Genomic DNA, 15,615 nt, shown 5'->3' with positions numbered 1-15,615 from the left:
AGCCGTTATATCAGACGTTTATGCCAGCAAAAAAGCGTGCTTGCTGGCAGATGCTTGATTATATCTGATATCGCTCGTTCCTCCTCAACCCTGCATACGAGACGATAATCATGAGCAAAAAACCCTGCCTTACTATTAATCCTCTGTTTGAAGACGGCTTCTCTGCCACCTCCCCCGCTGACTATTACGCCTTCGCCAATCTCTCTGGCACCGCGCGCAATGTAGAAAGCGGCAATTACGTTCAGGTTACCCTTAACGGCCAGACTTATCAGGGTCTGGTGGATAAAAATGGCGAATGGCGTATTCCCCTGTCGCCCTCAACGATTACCAACCTGATTAATGTTGATCCCAGCGTCACTCACGATCTGGTGGTCAGCGTGACCAACAACCAGGGCTACGCCACCGAGCAAATCCGTAAGGTGTCGGTTGTTGATATGTTAGATGGCCGCGCGGCGGGTATCGCCATTAGCCCTATTGCCGGGAATGATGAACTGATCGGACGGGAAAAGATGCACGGCCAGGTGATCTCCGGCCTGACGGAGCGGGTAGCGGAAGGCGAGATGGTGACCATCACGCTGGAGGGAAAAAGCTGGCAAGTGCCGGTAGATGCCAACGGCGCATGGAGCAGCGTGCTCACGCCAGAAATGATGAAAGACCTGACGCCCGGCGAGCATACCCTTACTGTTAGCGCACCGAGTATTTATGGCGACAGCTACAGCAGCGACGAGCGCACCTTTACCGTAACCAACGAAAAAGGTACCTCGTATGCGGCAGAGATTAACGTCAACAGTATCACTGGCGATGATCTGCTGACGGCAATTGAGCAGCAAAGCAGTCTGATCGTCAGCGGCACCACCGCCAATGTAGCCAGCGGTAAAGAGGTTTGGGTACAGCTCGGAGACGATATCTATGCCGCAACGGTAAAAAATAATCACTGGCAGGCGGAGATCCCGGCCAGCGATCTGGCGGAGCTGAATAATGGCCCTGCCACGCTGATCGCCTGGGTAAAAGATCTACGCGAAACCGCCACCACGGTACGCGAATTTACCGTCGGTGAATCATTAACCATGCCGTATATCACGCTCGATGTGCCTTACAACAACTTTGACGCCGATGACATCCAGTGGGCGCTGCTAACAGAAGTGCTGTCCGGTCATGTCACTAACGTCGCGGCTGGCAGCTACCTGAATATCACCTTTGGCGATCTGCGCTATCAGGCGCGGATAGATGAAAATGGCGACTGGCGTTTGCCGGTTGCCCCTGGCGATCTGTTATCACAGCCAACTGGTGAGATACCGCTGGTACTGAGCATCACCAATGCACAGGGCGAAACCGCTGAACTCAGCAAAACCATCTATTTTAGCGGCATCGATACCGGCAGCGAAACCAGAGTGGTGATTAATCCTGTCTCCGGCGATGACATCATCAACGCACGCGAAAAACAGACGGAGCTGACCATCACCGGGGATAGTTTAAATGTGCCAGCCGGACAATTGGTTGAGTTACGCTTCCCCGATGCGCTGGGCAATAACGCCTTTTTCGGTATTGTTGATCAAACGGGCGAATGGCGCGTTTCTCTCTCTGCCGATGATTTGAAAAATTTACCGGCGGGTGCGCTACGCATAGAAGTCACGGTTCCGGGTTCAACCCCCAACGGCGGCCCGCTGACTGGCGAGCACTGGGTCACTATCGAACCGGGCAACGCCACAGAAAACGTTGCCTCCCTGACGATTGATTCGCTGGAAGATTATAGCCGTCTGACGCTTGACCAACTGAGCGGCCTGGTGGTCAGCGGCAGTGCTACCAACATCTCCGACGGCAGTGAAGTCTGGCTACAGCTGGGCGACTGGGCCTGGACCGGGGAAGTACATCAGGGTCAATGGCAGGTCACGATCCCGGCAGATAAAGTCCCTGAGCTACGTACCGGCGGCGTTATTTTTGAAGCCACGGTGCGGAACAACGCCAACGGCGACAGCGCTGACGATACGGTTTACATTAATCTCGATCCGGCGGTGCCACCTGACGGCCCTTATGTGCGGCTTGATGCAGTTTGGGGCGATGATGTCATTATCCGTACCGACGATATCCGACCAGATTATCTGATTACCGGTACTTTTACCGGCAACGACTGGAGCGATATTAACCTGACGTTAAACGGCAAAAGCTATAGCGCACAGGTAACCAACGGTAGCTGGATGGTCTGGATCCCGGATCAGGATATTCGCGCCCTGCCCGATGGCGAGGTTCCGATAAAGGTACAGTGGGGCGAGCTAAGCGACACCAGCACCCTGACGCTGAATACCGATACCGACGCGCCGCTATTTGGCGCTACTCTGGATACGGTAGACGGACAAAATCTGATCACCTCTTTCGAGGTTTATGACAAGGGTTTGACCCTTAGCGGCGGTGTGCTGGACGCCAGCGTCGCGCCGCTGGGCACGCGCGTAAACATAGAGTTCCATAGCAAGCACTATCAAACCACGCTGACGGGCGATGACACTAATCCACGCTGGAGCCTGACGATCCCCGCCGAAGATATGCAGGCGCTGGACAGCTATGATGCACAAATCGTTCGCGTCACGCTGGGCGAGGCGGGGCAACACAATGTGGTTACTGCCCGAAATCTGGAATTTACCGAGGATGAAGGTAGCAGAGCCTATACCCCGCAAATGCTGATAAACCCGCTGGGCGACGACATTATCGACCAGAGCGAAGTGGACAGCGTACAGGTGCTCAGCGGCACCAGCCTTTATTTTTGGACCGGTCAACAGGTTGTAGTTACCCTGGATAATTTACGCTGGGAGACCACCACTGACAGCAGCGGTCACTGGAAAGTGGCCATTCCGGCAGGCGAGCTGGCGGGCATTGCCGACGGCGAGCATCGCTTAGAGGCGGGCATCTATTTCAACGATCCCGATAGCGGCGAATGGGCCATCGCCAATGAAACGTCGCTGACGTTCAATACCGGCACGTCTGACGCCATGCTATCGGCGAAGACCTTAACGCTGGCCGACCTCGGACTGGATCAGGGGCTTGTGGAGGACGCATCGCACAGGGAAAGTACATCATTACCCGATGACGCGCTGACATCTGCTGGTTTTGTGTTGCCAGCGGCAACCGGCGATCTCTGGGCGATAGCTGAACGGGCAGAGCTTGATACAACATCATATCTCATCCCTCCCACCGCACCTCAGACAGATCCGCTGATTCATCATCCCGTCTGAGCGTCAGGCATAAAAAACCCGCCATCAGGCGGGTTTTCAACGTTCTGTGCATTCAGTCAAGCAGCTGTCGCCCCAGATAAGGATTGGAGTGCAGCAGTTGCATCAGCTTTTGGGCGCTACCTGATGGGCGAGTGCGTCTCGCTTCCCAGCTTTTCACTGAAGAGACGCTCACGCCCATCACGCGGGCAAATTCATCAATTTTCATACCGGTCATTTCGCGCAGGCGTTGTGGTTCTGGCACTGAAACCGTTTTTTCTTGCTGCGCTACAGGGGCACCAACGACATTCCGTGTTAATACAATTTGTTCAAGACTGCTAAGTAACTCAACCATGGGGTCTTTTACTTCCATAGCAAACTCCTAAAACTCACTTTGAACAACGTGAAGGAAAACAGAGATAAGAACCTGAAGCCCAGGCTCAGAATGCCGGTTTGTTGCATAAATGAAGGGGTCAGAACTGTGCAACATCAATCGGGAATTTAATTATTAGATGATTCCTGGGGTTTTGCCGCCCAATTTTAAAAAATTTTTTGATCTTGCTGGCGGCTTTTAGCCGTGCCGCCAGTTAGCGCCTTACCAGGCCTGCATTCTGCTTAAAAAGAGTTATCACAAACACGAAATCGCTAACTTCACGATAATTCGTGATTAATTCATTCTTCCCCATATTCAGCCTAATCGCATTGATCTATGCTTTAGGCACCTTAAAAAGGCGGCGAGATGCGGCCTTATTAAACAGCGAGTTTGTTAATTTACAGGAGTAAACGCTATGGCGACCGGAGTTTCCCGCGGCTGGACGCGTCTGTGGCTGCCGTTGGCAGCAGTACTGGTCATCCTGCAGCTTACCGGCTGCGGTGATAAAGAGGGTGAACAGCGCAAGGCCTTTAGTGATTTTTTACAGAATACCGTCATGCGCAGCGGCGAACATTTGCCTGCGCTGAGTGAGGATCAAAAACAGCGCTTTGGTAATTACGCCAGCGATTACGCCATTATTTATGGCTTTTCACAACAGATAAACAAAGCGGTGGACCAGGGTCTGCGTCCGGTAGTGGACGAGCTGTCCGCGCTGCGTGTTCCGCAGGATTATCTGACGCGCCGCGATGCGCTGCGTCAGGCAAGCGGTACGCTGAGCGTGCTGGCGCAGCAGCTGCAAAACGCGAAAAGCCAGGCGGACAGCAGCAAAGCCGCGCTGAAACAGCCTGACGATCTGAAGTCAATTTACGATCGCGCCTATACCCAGGTCGTTACACAACCGGCAGCTACCCTGCAGCCGCTGCTGCCAGCGCTGCAATCGCTGAGTCAGGATGTGGTGCAGGCAGGTGATTTTCTGCAACAGCAGGGAACGCGCGTTTCCTTTAATGATAACGGTGTGCAGTTCCCTACCCAGGAGCAGGCCAGCCAGTACAATACGTTAATGAGCAACGTATCATCGAAAGCGCAGGCGCTGACGCAGGCGCAAAACGCCGTACAGAATGGGCTACGGTAAAAACCACAGCGGGTGCCCTATACATTTCGGCACCCGCATTTCGGTCCAGGCAAAAGTGTGATCTGCCGCATTTTTATCCAAAAGTTTATTGTGATCAATATCACAATTTAGAAACAAACTAACAGCAATAAACTGTGATCTTAATCACATAAACCCGCGTGAGTGCGGTGATTATTTCAGCATAGCGCTTTTCAGGAAGCCTCTTTATGTGATCCTACTCACGAAAAACGCCCTTTTCCCTCCCCCAAAAGCGTGATCTCTCTCACATCAGGTGGCTCACTACGCAGCGTCATAAACGCGTGCTAGAGTCCGCCTGCATACAGTAATTCGACGGCTCCCCGCCGAAGCGTCTTAACAAAATCACGCGCTCTCTTATTTGTCAGCGCGTAACAATAAGGGGTGTGTTTTTATGTCCTCATCAGTCAAGGTCAAGGTTCAAAGCTTTGGTCGCTTTCTGAGTAATATGGTGATGCCCAATATCGGTGCGTTTATCGCCTGGGGTATCATCACCGCGCTATTTATTCCTACCGGTTGGTTACCTAACGAAACGTTAGCGAAACTGGTTGGCCCGATGATTACCTACCTGCTACCACTGCTGATCGGTTATACCGGTGGCCGCCTGGTAGGCGGCGATCGCGGCGGCGTAGTTGGCGCTATCACCACCATGGGCGTGATCGTTGGTGCCGATATGCCGATGTTCCTTGGTGCCATGATTGCCGGTCCGCTGGGCGGCTGGGCGATCAAAGCCTTTGACCGCGCGGTAGAGGGTAAAATTAAAAGCGGCTTCGAGATGTTGGTTAACAACTTCTCCGCCGGCATTATCGGCATGCTGCTGGCTATTCTGGCGTTTCTCGCCATTGGTCCGCTGGTGGAAGGTCTCTCCCGTATTCTTGCCGCTGGCGTGAATGTCATGGTGCAGAACAACCTGCTGCCGTTGACCTCTATCTTTGTGGAACCGGCGAAAATTCTGTTCCTGAATAACGCCATTAACCACGGTATCTTCTCGCCGCTGGGCATTCAGCAGGCCAGCGAAGCCGGGAAATCCATATTCTTCCTGATTGAAGCGAACCCGGGTCCGGGCATGGGCGTGCTGATGGCCTATATGTTCTTTGGTCGAGGCAATGCGAAACAGTCTGCTGGCGGAGCGGCCATTATTCACTTCCTGGGCGGCATCCACGAAATCTACTTCCCGTATGTGCTGATGGCGCCGCGCCTGCTGCTGGCGGTGATCCTCGGCGGTATGGCCGGCGTCTTCACCCTGACGCTGCTCAACGGCGGCCTGGTCTCTCCGGCTTCCCCGGGTTCGATCCTTGCCGTCCTGGCGATGACGCCAAAAGGGGCCTACTTCGCCAACATCGCCGCTATTCTGGCTGCTTTCGCCGTCTCCTTTGTGGTGTCCGCAATTCTGCTGAAAACCAGCAAAGTCAAAGACGAAGACGATATCGAAGCGGCAACCCGCCGTATGCAGGATATGAAAGCGCAGTCTAAAGGTCAGGCGGGTGCGCCTGCTGCTGCCGCGATGAACGGCGATCTGAGCCACGTGCGTAAAATCATCGTTGCCTGCGATGCCGGTATGGGTTCCAGCGCGATGGGCGCCGGCGTGCTGCGTAAGAAAGTGCAGGATGCCGGGCTGACGCAGATTTCCGTCACCAATACCGCCATCAATGCCCTGCCGGGCGATGTTGACCTGGTGATCACCCACCGCGACCTGACCGAGCGCGCCATGCGCCAGGCACCGCACGCACAGCATATTTCGTTGAATAACTTCCTCGACAGCGGTCTGTACAGCGATTTAACCGCACGTCTGGTAGAAGCGCAGCGCAGTGCCAGCCATCGTGAAAAGGTAACGGCTACCCTGAGCGACAGCTACGACACCAGCAACGAACATCTGTTTAAGCTGGGTGCCAGCAACGTTTTCCTTGGTCAACACGCCGCCAACAAAGAAGAGGCGATCCGCTTTGCCGGTGAGCAGCTGGTGAAAGGCGGTTATGTTGAGCCGGAATATGTCGATGCGATGCTGGAACGTGAGAAACTGACGCCAACCTATCTGGGCGAATCCATTGCGGTGCCGCACGGAACGGTTGAAGCGAAAGATCGCGTGCTGAAAACCGGCGTGGTGTTCTGCCAGTATCCGCAGGGCGTACGCTTCGGCGAAGAAGAAGAAGATATCGCCCGCCTGGTGATTGGTATTGCCGCCCGTAACAACGAGCATATCCAGGTTATCACCAGCCTGACCAACGCGCTGGATGATGAAAGCGTCATTGAGCGTCTGGCCAACACCACCAGCGTGCAGGAAGTGCTGGATCTGCTAACCGGTCAGCCCGCCTGATCGCTTACTTAAATTAAGGGGCCACGTCGGCCCCTTACCCTTTTCTTGTTTAAAGGTTTAGCAACGATGAAAGCATTACATTTCGGTGCCGGTAATATCGGTCGTGGATTTATCGGCAAGCTGCTGGCAGACGCCGGTATTGAACTGATTTTCGCCGACGTGAACCAGGCCGTGCTTGATGCGCTGAACGCGCGCCACCAGTATCCGGTTCACGTTGTCGGTGAACAGGCGCAGGTAGAGATGGTCACCGGCGTTAGCGCGGTAAAGAGTACCAGCGATGAGGTAATCGCCCTGATTGCCGAGGTTGATATCGTTACCACGGCGGTTGGCCCACAGATTCTGGAGCGCATCGCTGGCAGTATCGCGCGCGGCCTGGCCAAACGCAGTGATAGCGCTAATTCCCGCCCGTTAAATATTATCGCCTGTGAAAATATGGTGCGTGGCACCAGCCAGCTAAAACAGCATGTGCTGGCCGCCCTGCCGGAAAATCTTCACGCCTGGGTTGAGCAGCACGTCGGCTTTGTCGATTCTGCCGTAGACCGTATCGTGCCGCCGGGCGAAGCGGGCAGCAACGATCCGCTGGCGGTTACTGTCGAAACCTTTAGCGAATGGATTGTGGATAAAACCCAGTTCAAAGGCGAGTTACCCACCATCCCGGGCATGGAACTCACCGATAACCTGATGGCGTTTGTTGAGCGTAAGCTCTTTACCCTGAACACCGGTCACGCGATTACCGCTTACCTGGGACAGCTGGCCGGGCATCAAACCATTCGCGACGCTATCCTCGATCCAGCGGTACGCGCAGTGGTTAAAGGTGCTATGCAGGAGAGCGGCGCAGTATTGATCAAACGCTACGGTTTTGACCCGGAGAAACATGCCGCCTATATCGACAAGATCCTGGGCCGCTTTGAAAACCCTTACCTGAAAGATGACGTAGAGCGCGTTGGTCGTCAGCCGCTGCGTAAGCTCAGCGCCGGTGACCGTTTGATCAAGCCTACGCTGGGCACGCTGGAGTATCAGCTACCGCACGATAATCTGGTGAAAGGCATCGCTGCCGCCATGCATTATCGCAGCGCGCAGGATCCGCAGGCGCAGGAGCTGGAAGCACTATTGAAATCAGCGGGTCCGCAGGCTGCGCTGGCACAGGTTTCCGGTCTTGATATTAATAGCGAAGTGGTTGCCGCGGTGGTTAAGGCCTATGCTGCAATGCCATAATGCGCACGCTGCCGATGCGGTTTAACGGCGAGCAACGAGGGCACAGCCAGGCTGTGCCCGCGCGCAGAATGATAAATGTACAGGCAACAATGGAAGAGAAGCAGGCTTTTGAAAATCAGGTGCTGGAGCGCCTGAATGCCGGACGCTCGGTAAGAAGCTTCCTGATTGCCGCCGTCGAGCTGTTGACCGAGGCGGTCAATCTGCTGGTGCTTCAGGTGTTTCGCAAGGATGACTATGCGGTGAAATATGCCGTCGAGCCGCTGCTATTCGGCAATGGCCCGCTGGGCGAGATGTCAGTCAGGCTGAAGCTGATTTACGGCCTGGGCGTGATTAGTCGCCAGGAGTATGAAGACTGCGAGCTGTTGATGGCGCTACGTGAAGAGCTGAACCATGACCACAGCGACTACCGTTTTAGCGATGATGAGATTCTGGGACCCTTCAGCGAGCTGCACTGCGTCAGCGCCTGGCCGCCCCGCCCTGACTTCTCTGCCGATGACGAGCAGCTGCGTGCCATGCAGCAACAGCGTTATCAACAGGTGCTGCGTTCAACCATGGTGCTTTCGCTGACCGAGTTGATCTCCCGCATCAGCATGAAGCAGGCCTTTAAAAAGTAGCCCCGCGTCCCGCACGCTTTTCGTGTATCCTATCGGTTATTCATCAGTACAGGTAATCGTCATGAAAGAGCAGGAAAAAGCCGAAATCAAGCGCCTCAGCGATCTGCTGGATGCGCTCAATCGTAAAGAGCCGATGTTACTGGAATCGGGCGATGCGGAGAAACTCGGCGCGCTGCTGAAAGAAAAAGAAGCGCTGGTCAAAGAGATCGAACGTCTGCGCGACGTGCGTGACCAGAAGCTGAGCAAAGAAGCACAGAAGCTGCAAAAATTGCCTTTCAGCCGGGCTATCACCAAAAAAGAACAGGCAAATATGGGCGCGCTGAAAAAAAGCGTGCGCGGCCTGGTGGTGGTGCACCCAATGACCGCGCTGGGTAAAGAGATGGGTTTGGAAGAGATGACGGGCTTCGCGCCTAAAGCTTTCTGAGTCTGCAGGCCGGGATTAAGCCCGGCCTGATGCCTTACCCGGCCACAACCTGCGCCAGCTGCTGCTCCAGCGCATCCATAAACTCATAGCGCCGACGGTACTCCGCGCGTTTTTTACTGGCGATCTCTTCCAGCGGTTTACGCGGCATCGCCAGCGGCAGCTGGTACAGACCATTCGGCAGCGCCTCCCCATTTAACGACAGCCAAAATTCACTGTAACTGGCGTGAAACACCTCTTTTTTGCTGTGGCGATAGCGCAGGCTGCGAAAAACATGCGTATTATCCCCTACCGCCTGAATCTGTTTAATTTGGCAGCGCCCGGCCAGGTAAAACAGCGTTTCCATTAATACGCGTTTAGGGAACAGGCCGTGGCTGGCTTTCGTGGCCTCGCGGATCATATCGGCATTTACCGTTTTACGGGGTCCCTGTAATCCCCCAATTAATATTGCTCGCTGCCCTTGCTGTTCAATAAACGAAAAAGAGAGCGAGGCAAGGGTCACCGCGTTATAGAGCAGTACCAGTGTTATTTCGCCTTCCCGATCGTAACGCCCGGTACTGCAAACAATATCAAACTGCTCATTATTTTTACCCTGCAGGCGCGCCATGGTTTGATCAACCGGCGACAGGAACAGCTGATATAACGTATGCGGCAACTGCTGTAGGGTACGGTAATGCGCCAACAGCGCCTGCGCCCGCTGTTTCACACTAAATAGCGAGCAAAGGTAAGGGCGATGGATCTTCGCTGGCAGCAATCCCTGAATAAGCAGAGCCTGACGCATGGCCGGCAGTTCAGCCATCTGCTCCATATAGGAAAAAGTGGTTACGGGATAAGCCAGCGAACGCAGTAAAAACTTCAGCCGAAAGCGTGGGCATTCCCAGAGTTTATTTGGCTTAAATTTCCCGAAGCTTAGCTGGAAAAACAGTGACCCCATCGACGGTCCGGGCGTCGGGTTCTCAGTAATAGTTGACATAATATTTATCAGAATGGATGAACTATATGGCGATATTACGGCAGCGAAGATAAACAGGACGTTAATGCGCTAATAGATTTAGCAAGCAGGAGAGTTTATTTAATAACAATACGGAGGATAGAATATGACTAAACACAAATTAATAAGATACTCTCTAAATAAAACCGGCAGGCCTTAGCCCACCGGTTCTTTACTCGATCGTAGCCTGCGCTTATTTTGCGTTAGCAAAACGTGCCGCAGCTTCGTCCCAGTTCACTACATTCCAGAATGCTTTGATGTAGTCAGGACGTTTGTTCTGATATTTCAGGTAGTAAGCGTGTTCCCATACGTCCAGGCCCAGAATCGGGTAGCCGGAAGCGCCGGAAATAGCTTCGCCCATCAGCGGGCTGTCCTGGTTAGCAGTAGAAACCACCGCCAGCTTGTCGCCTTTTTTCACCAGCCACGCCCAGCCGGAGCCAAAACGGGTTGCCGCTGCTTTTTCAAACTCTTCCTGGAATTTCTCAACGCTGCCGAAATCTTTTTCAATCGCAGCTTTCAGCTCGCCCTGCAGAGTCGTGCCGGTTTTCAGACCTTTCCAGAACAGGCTGTGATTGTAGTGGCCGCCCGCGTTGTTGCGCAGTACGGTTTTTTTCTCTGCCGGAACCTGATCCAGTTTGGTGATCAGCTCATCAACCGGCAGGTCAGCGAACTCGGTGCCTTCCAGCGCTGCGTTAGCGTTGTTAACGTAGGTCTGGTGATGTTTAGTGTGATGGATTTCCATCGTCTGCTTGTCGAAATGCGGTTCCAGTGCGTCGTATGCGTAAGGCAAGGATGGCAGTGAATAACTCATGTTCATCATCTCCATTTATTGTAGGAGCGGCACTTTTTAGTTGTAAGCACCGCGTAAGCAGTTGGATCATTATAGTTAAATTAATGATCGGGAAAAGGATTATCAATGCCCCTCTCTTTATAAGGTTATAACAGATATCACTTACGCGTGCGTGGACCGAACAACGAATATGAACGGAATATAACTGCCGTGCAGATTACGGGCAGTTATATCTGCATTTCAGCAGAATGAGCTTTGTCTTATATTTTAATCCTGCGACCATGTCAGCCGCTGAGGATGCGTATAAACCGTTGCACGGCCTGGCTTGCTGAAACCCACCAGCGTCAAATTACTGCGTTCGGCGACGTCCACCGCCAGTTTGGTGGCCGCTGAGACGGCAAACAAAATTTCCACGCCGCACATGGCTGATTTCTGCACCATTTCATAACTGGCGCGGCTGGAAACCAGTGCCGCCCCACGAGCCCATCCCCGACGGCTGCGGTAACCCAGCAGCTTATCCAGCGCAACGTGACGACCTACATCCTCACAACCGCCGGTCAGATCGCCGGCATCTCCAATCCATGCCGCCGCATGGGTACAGCCGGTCAGCTGTCCGACCGGCTGAAAATCTTTTAGCTGGCGCAATGCATTATCCAGCAAGCGCAAATCAAACTTCTGTGTAAACGGCAGCGGCTGGATCGGTTTCCCGATCTCATTAAGCTGTTCAACGCCGCATACGCCGCAGCCGGTGCGCCCGGCCATTGCCCGACGCTGGGCCTTCAGCGCCATAAAGCGGCGGCTGGAAAGCTCTATTTGTACCTCGATTCCGTTACAGCCGGGCACTACATCCATGCCGTAAATCTCTTCCGGCGCGGCGATAATGCCTTCCGATAAGGAAAAACCCAGCGCAAACGCTTCAAGATCTTTTGGCGTGCTCATCATAACAACATGTGAAATGCCGTTATACACCAGCGCCACCGGCACTTCCTCGGCCAGCCAGTCACCGCGTGATTCCGCCAGCGCATCGCGCTGCCATACCTGTACTTCGCTTACGCCGGTAAGAGGCGTTATCGTCCCGACATTTTGTTGATCTTCAGATTTCAATTTACGTCTACCCGATTGCCACAACCACACAGGCTAAGGTGTAACCTTAAGCCGCACAGCGTGTAAATTTTGTGCCGCAATTCTGAACCTGCCGCCTGCGCATGGCAAAAAAATCGCTACACATAAAATGCGAATAACGTAACCGTATCCCTTTAATTAAAATATCCACGTCAAAGCGACGCCCTTAAAAGGTCGGAAAATTCACATCACCGTTAATTAATTTAATCAAACCTTTAAATTGAACAATTTAAGCGATATACCTCTTTATAATTAACCGTTTAAAAAACGATAACAATATAGTTACTTATTGACGCTCATCAAAAAAATTAGCCTGAAGAGTGTTATTTTTTGGGGCTCCGGCAATGTTTTGAGCAAAAAATAATACTATGCATATTAACAGACGCAGTTTTTTTAAAATCTGTGCGGGTGGCATGGCAGGGACAACTCTAACATTATTAGGCTTTACGCCCTCTGCTGCCTTCGCAAACGTGAGAGAATATAAATTGCTTCGGGCAAAGGAAACCCGAAATAACTGTACTTATTGTTCCGTTGGCTGCGGCATGCTGATTTATAGCCGAGGCGACGGTGCTAAAAACGCCGTTTCCTCTATTTACCATATTGAAGGCGATCCCGATCATCCGGTCAGCCGGGGCTCGCTCTGCCCGAAAGGGGCCGGCGTTCTGGATTATATCCATAGCGAACAGCGGCTTAAATACCCTGAATACCGCGCGCCAGGCAGCGATAAATGGCAGCGTATCAGTTGGGAAGAGGCGTTCGATCGTATTGCCCGGCTGATGAAGGCCGACCGTGATGCTAACTTCCAGCAAAAGAATGCGCAAGGCACAACGGTAAACCGCTGGACCACAACCGGCATGCTCTGCTCCTCCGCCGCCAGTAACGAAACAGGCCTACTCGATCATAAATTCGCCCGTGCTTTAGGCATCGTCGCGCTGGAAAACCAGGCGCGCCTCTGTCACGGCCCAACGGTATCGGCTCTGGCTCCCAGCTTTGGCCGGGGCGCGATGACCAATAACTGGAATGACATCAAAAACGCCAATGTTGTGATGATTATGGGCGGCAACCCGGCGGAAGCCCATCCGGTGGGATTTAAATGGGTTATTGAAGCCAAAACCCATAATAAAGCCAAAGTTATCGTGGTCGATCCGCGCTTTAACCGTTCGGCGGCGGTAGCGGATATGTATGCTCCACTGCGCGCGGGCAGCGACGTGGCCTTTCTGATGGGCGTGGTTAATTATCTGCTGGAGCATAACCAAATCCAGCACGAATATGTTAAAGCCTATACCAATGCCTCACTGATCGTCAGCGAAGGCTACCGCTTTGAAGAGGGCCTGTTCAGCGGCTACGATGAAGCGTCGCAGCAATATGATAAAAGCAGCTGGCATTATGAACTGGACGCAAACGGCGAGGCCAGGCGTGACAATACGTTCACGCATCCACGCTGTGTACTGAACCTGCTGAAAAAACATGCCAGCCGCTATACGCCGAAAATGGTCAGCCGCCTGTGCGGAACATCGCAGGAAGCGTTTCTCACCATTTGCCAGACGCTGGCCAGCACCAGCGTGCCCAACCGCACCGCCACCATTCTCTACGCGCTGGGCTGGACGCACCACACCAACGGCGCGCAAATCATCCGCACCGCTGCGATTATCCAGCTGCTGTTGGGTAACATTGGCATGCCGGGCGGCGGTATTAACGCGCTTCGCGGCCACTCAAATGTCCAGGGCTATACCGATCTCGGCCTGCTGGCGCAAAGCCTGCCGGGCTACTTGCCGCTGCCTTCTGAAAAGCAAACCACGCTCTCTCACTATTTGCAGCAGGCGACGCCCGTTTCTCCACTGCCCGGCCAGGTTAACTACTGGCAGAACACCGATAAGTTTTTTGTCAGCCTAATGAAAAGCTTTTACGGCGATAACGCCACGGCGGATAACCAGTGGGGTTACGACTGGCTGCCCAAGTGGGACAAAAGCTATGACTGCATGGCGCAGGCAGAGATGATGGAACAGGGGAAATTCAACGGCTATATCATTCAGGGCTTTAACCCGCTGGCTGCCTTCCCCAATAAAAACAAAGCGTTCCGGGCCTTATCTCGCCTGAAATATATGGTGGTTATCGATCCGCTCAGCACCGAAACGGCCAGCTTCTGGCAGCACCACGGTGAATTTAACGATGTCGATCCTGCCAAAATCCAGACAGAAGTGTTCCGTCTGCCCTCCTCCTGCTTTGCAGAGGAGAACGGCTCGGTAGCGAACTCTTCCCGCTGGCTACAGTGGCACTGGGCCGCCGCCGAGCCACCGGCGGAAGCGCTGCACGACGGTAAAATTCTGGGCAACATCTTCCTGCGCCTGCGCGAACTTTATCGTCAGGAAGGCGGCACCGCGCCGGAACCGTTACTGGCAATGAACTGGAACTATACCGATCCTGCCAACCCGGAACCGGAAGAGGTAGCGCGTGAAAGCAATGGTCAGGCGCTGACCGATATTTATGATGATAACGGCAAGCTGCTGCTGAAAAAGGGCCAACAGCTTAACTCCTTTGCTGAACTGCGCAATGACGGCACCACCGCCAGCGCCTGCTGGATCTATACCGGTAGCTGGACCCCGGAAGGCAACCAGATGGCGCGGCGTGATAATGCCGATCCTTCCGGTCTGGGCGCAATCTCCGGCTGGGCATGGGCATGGCCCGCTAACCGCCGCATTCTGTATAACCGCGCCTCCGCCGATCCACAGGGTAAAGCCTGGGACCCGGAACGTAAGCTGATTGAATGGAATGGGCAGCGCTGGCAGGGCTACGACGTGCCCGATTATCCGTTAACCTCGCCGCCAGAAAAACAGGTTGGGCCGTTTATTATGCTGCCGGACGGCATGGGGCATCTGTTTGCGCTGGATAAGCTGGCCGATGGCCCTTTCCCAGAGCATTATGAGCCGATGGAAAGCCCTACCGGCACCAACCCGTTGCACCCAACTCAGGTCCACAGCCCGGTAGTACGTATTTTCCAGCGCGATGCCGATACGCTGGGACAAGCTGATAAATTCCCTTATGTAGCAACCACCTACTCGATTACCGAGTTGTTCCGCCACTGGACCAAGCATGCGCTGTTAAACGCTATCGCTCAGCCTGAGCAGTTTGTTGAAATCGGCGTTGAGCTGGCGGCCGATAAAGGCATTAAGGCTGGCGATGAGATCAAAATCAGCTCACAGCGTGGCTATATCAAAGCCAAAGCGGTGGTGACCAAACGCCTGCGTCGTTTGACCATTAACGATAAGCAGGTGGATACCGTCGGCATACCTTGCCATTGGGGCTTTGAAGGCGCGACAAAAAAAGGCTTCCTGGCCAATACCCTGACGCCGTCAGTTGGCGATGCCAATTCACAAACGCCTGAATACAAAGGCTTTCTGGTTAACGTGGAAAAGGTGTAAGGGAGAACG

Annotated in this window: 11 protein-coding genes; 7 read left to right on the top strand and 4 right to left on the bottom strand. The window is 53.7% G+C overall.

Translation table 11 applies throughout. From position 1 onward, the window contains the following. Nucleotides 1–110 precede the first annotated feature (110 nt). On the top strand, nt 111–3,224 hold the full coding sequence (locus tag ACQE32_RS11560; protein ID WP_427021814.1) for a hypothetical protein: 3,114 nt from the start codon (nt 111–113) through the stop codon (nt 3,222–3,224). A 52-nt stretch (nt 3,225–3,276) separates the two neighbouring features. Here the strand turns inward: ACQE32_RS11560 and ACQE32_RS11555 are convergent, their stop codons facing one another. After that, the gene (locus ACQE32_RS11555; protein WP_426973891.1) at nt 3,277–3,573 is read right to left on the bottom strand and encodes an HTH-type transcriptional regulator; all 297 of its coding nucleotides are present in this window, start codon (nt 3,571–3,573) and stop codon (nt 3,277–3,279) included. Between the two features lie 415 nt (nt 3,574–3,988). Between ACQE32_RS11555 and ACQE32_RS11550 the strand changes: the two genes are divergently transcribed. The 5 genes from ACQE32_RS11550 (at nt 3,989) to ACQE32_RS11530 (ending at nt 9,287) form a co-directional block, all read left to right on the top strand. Continuing rightward, the gene (locus ACQE32_RS11550) at nt 3,989–4,705 is read left to right on the top strand and encodes a DUF3053 domain-containing protein (protein ID WP_426973890.1); all 717 of its coding nucleotides are present in this window, start codon (nt 3,989–3,991) and stop codon (nt 4,703–4,705) included. 409 nt (nt 4,706–5,114) lie between these two features. Further along, nucleotides 5,115–7,034 (top strand): PTS mannitol transporter subunit IICBA, encoded by a 1,920-nt coding sequence (locus ACQE32_RS11545; protein ID WP_426973889.1) that lies wholly within the window; start codon nt 5,115–5,117, stop codon nt 7,032–7,034. Nucleotides 7,035–7,100: 66 nt separating this feature from the next. After that, a complete protein-coding gene (gene mtlD / locus ACQE32_RS11540; RefSeq protein ID WP_427021813.1) occupies nt 7,101–8,249 on the top strand; it encodes a mannitol-1-phosphate 5-dehydrogenase in 1,149 nt (382 codons plus the stop codon). Between the two features lie 68 nt (nt 8,250–8,317). Then, nucleotides 8,318–8,863, top strand: coding sequence for a mannitol operon repressor MtlR (gene mtlR, locus ACQE32_RS11535; RefSeq protein WP_426973887.1), 546 nt, complete (start codon nt 8,318–8,320; stop codon nt 8,861–8,863). A gap of 61 nt (nt 8,864–8,924) precedes the next feature. Further along, a complete protein-coding gene (locus ACQE32_RS11530) occupies nt 8,925–9,287 on the top strand; it encodes a YibL family ribosome-associated protein (protein ID WP_085068923.1) in 363 nt (120 codons plus the stop codon). A 34-nt stretch (nt 9,288–9,321) separates the two neighbouring features. Here the strand turns inward: ACQE32_RS11530 and ACQE32_RS11525 are convergent, their stop codons facing one another. The 3 genes from ACQE32_RS11525 to fdhD form a co-directional block, all read right to left on the bottom strand. Then, nucleotides 9,322–10,257: a VirK/YbjX family protein gene (locus ACQE32_RS11525; protein ID WP_427021812.1), complete on the bottom strand. Its 936-nt coding sequence runs from the start codon at nt 10,255–10,257 to the stop codon at nt 9,322–9,324. Nucleotides 10,258–10,468: 211 nt separating this feature from the next. Continuing rightward, nucleotides 10,469–11,086 (bottom strand): superoxide dismutase [Mn], encoded by a 618-nt coding sequence (gene sodA / locus ACQE32_RS11520; protein WP_085068927.1) that lies wholly within the window; start codon nt 11,084–11,086, stop codon nt 10,469–10,471. Between the two features lie 246 nt (nt 11,087–11,332). Beyond that, nucleotides 11,333–12,136 (bottom strand): formate dehydrogenase accessory sulfurtransferase FdhD, encoded by an 804-nt coding sequence (gene fdhD / locus ACQE32_RS11515; protein ID WP_426974074.1) that lies wholly within the window; start codon nt 12,134–12,136, stop codon nt 11,333–11,335. A 419-nt stretch (nt 12,137–12,555) separates the two neighbouring features. Between fdhD and fdnG the strand changes: the two genes are divergently transcribed. Beyond that, the gene (gene fdnG, locus ACQE32_RS11510; protein WP_427021811.1) at nt 12,556–15,606 is read left to right on the top strand and encodes a formate dehydrogenase-N subunit alpha; all 3,051 of its coding nucleotides are present in this window, start codon (nt 12,556–12,558) and stop codon (nt 15,604–15,606) included. Nucleotides 15,607–15,615: the final 9 nt, after the last annotated feature.

Origin of the sequence: Pantoea sp. FN0302, assembly GCF_050113775.1 — a bacterium.
Taxonomy (GTDB): Bacteria; Pseudomonadota; Gammaproteobacteria; order Enterobacterales; family Enterobacteriaceae; genus Mixta; species Mixta alhagi.
Note: the sequence above shows the minus strand (reverse complement) of the source record. Positions and strands in the feature narration are given on the sequence as shown.

Bases quoted from the DNA above. Each gene is read 5' to 3' on its own strand.
- sodA (WP_085068927.1), bottom strand. From the start codon at position 11,086: ATGAGTTATTCACTGCCATCCTTGCCTTACGCATACGACGCACTGGAA.
- mtlR (WP_426973887.1), top strand. From the start codon at position 8,318: ATGATAAATGTACAGGCAACAATGGAAGAGAAGCAGGCTTTTGAAAAT.
- ACQE32_RS11545 (WP_426973889.1), top strand. From the start codon at position 5,115: ATGTCCTCATCAGTCAAGGTCAAGGTTCAAAGCTTTGGTCGCTTTCTG.
- ACQE32_RS11560 (WP_427021814.1), top strand. From the start codon at position 111: ATGAGCAAAAAACCCTGCCTTACTATTAATCCTCTGTTTGAAGACGGC.
- fdnG (WP_427021811.1), top strand. From the start codon at position 12,556: ATGCATATTAACAGACGCAGTTTTTTTAAAATCTGTGCGGGTGGCATG.
- ACQE32_RS11525 (WP_427021812.1), bottom strand. From the start codon at position 10,257: ATGTCAACTATTACTGAGAACCCGACGCCCGGACCGTCGATGGGGTCA.
- ACQE32_RS11550 (WP_426973890.1), top strand. From the start codon at position 3,989: ATGGCGACCGGAGTTTCCCGCGGCTGGACGCGTCTGTGGCTGCCGTTG.
- mtlD (WP_427021813.1), top strand. From the start codon at position 7,101: ATGAAAGCATTACATTTCGGTGCCGGTAATATCGGTCGTGGATTTATC.
- ACQE32_RS11530 (WP_085068923.1), top strand. From the start codon at position 8,925: ATGAAAGAGCAGGAAAAAGCCGAAATCAAGCGCCTCAGCGATCTGCTG.
- ACQE32_RS11555 (WP_426973891.1), bottom strand. From the start codon at position 3,573: ATGGAAGTAAAAGACCCCATGGTTGAGTTACTTAGCAGTCTTGAACAA.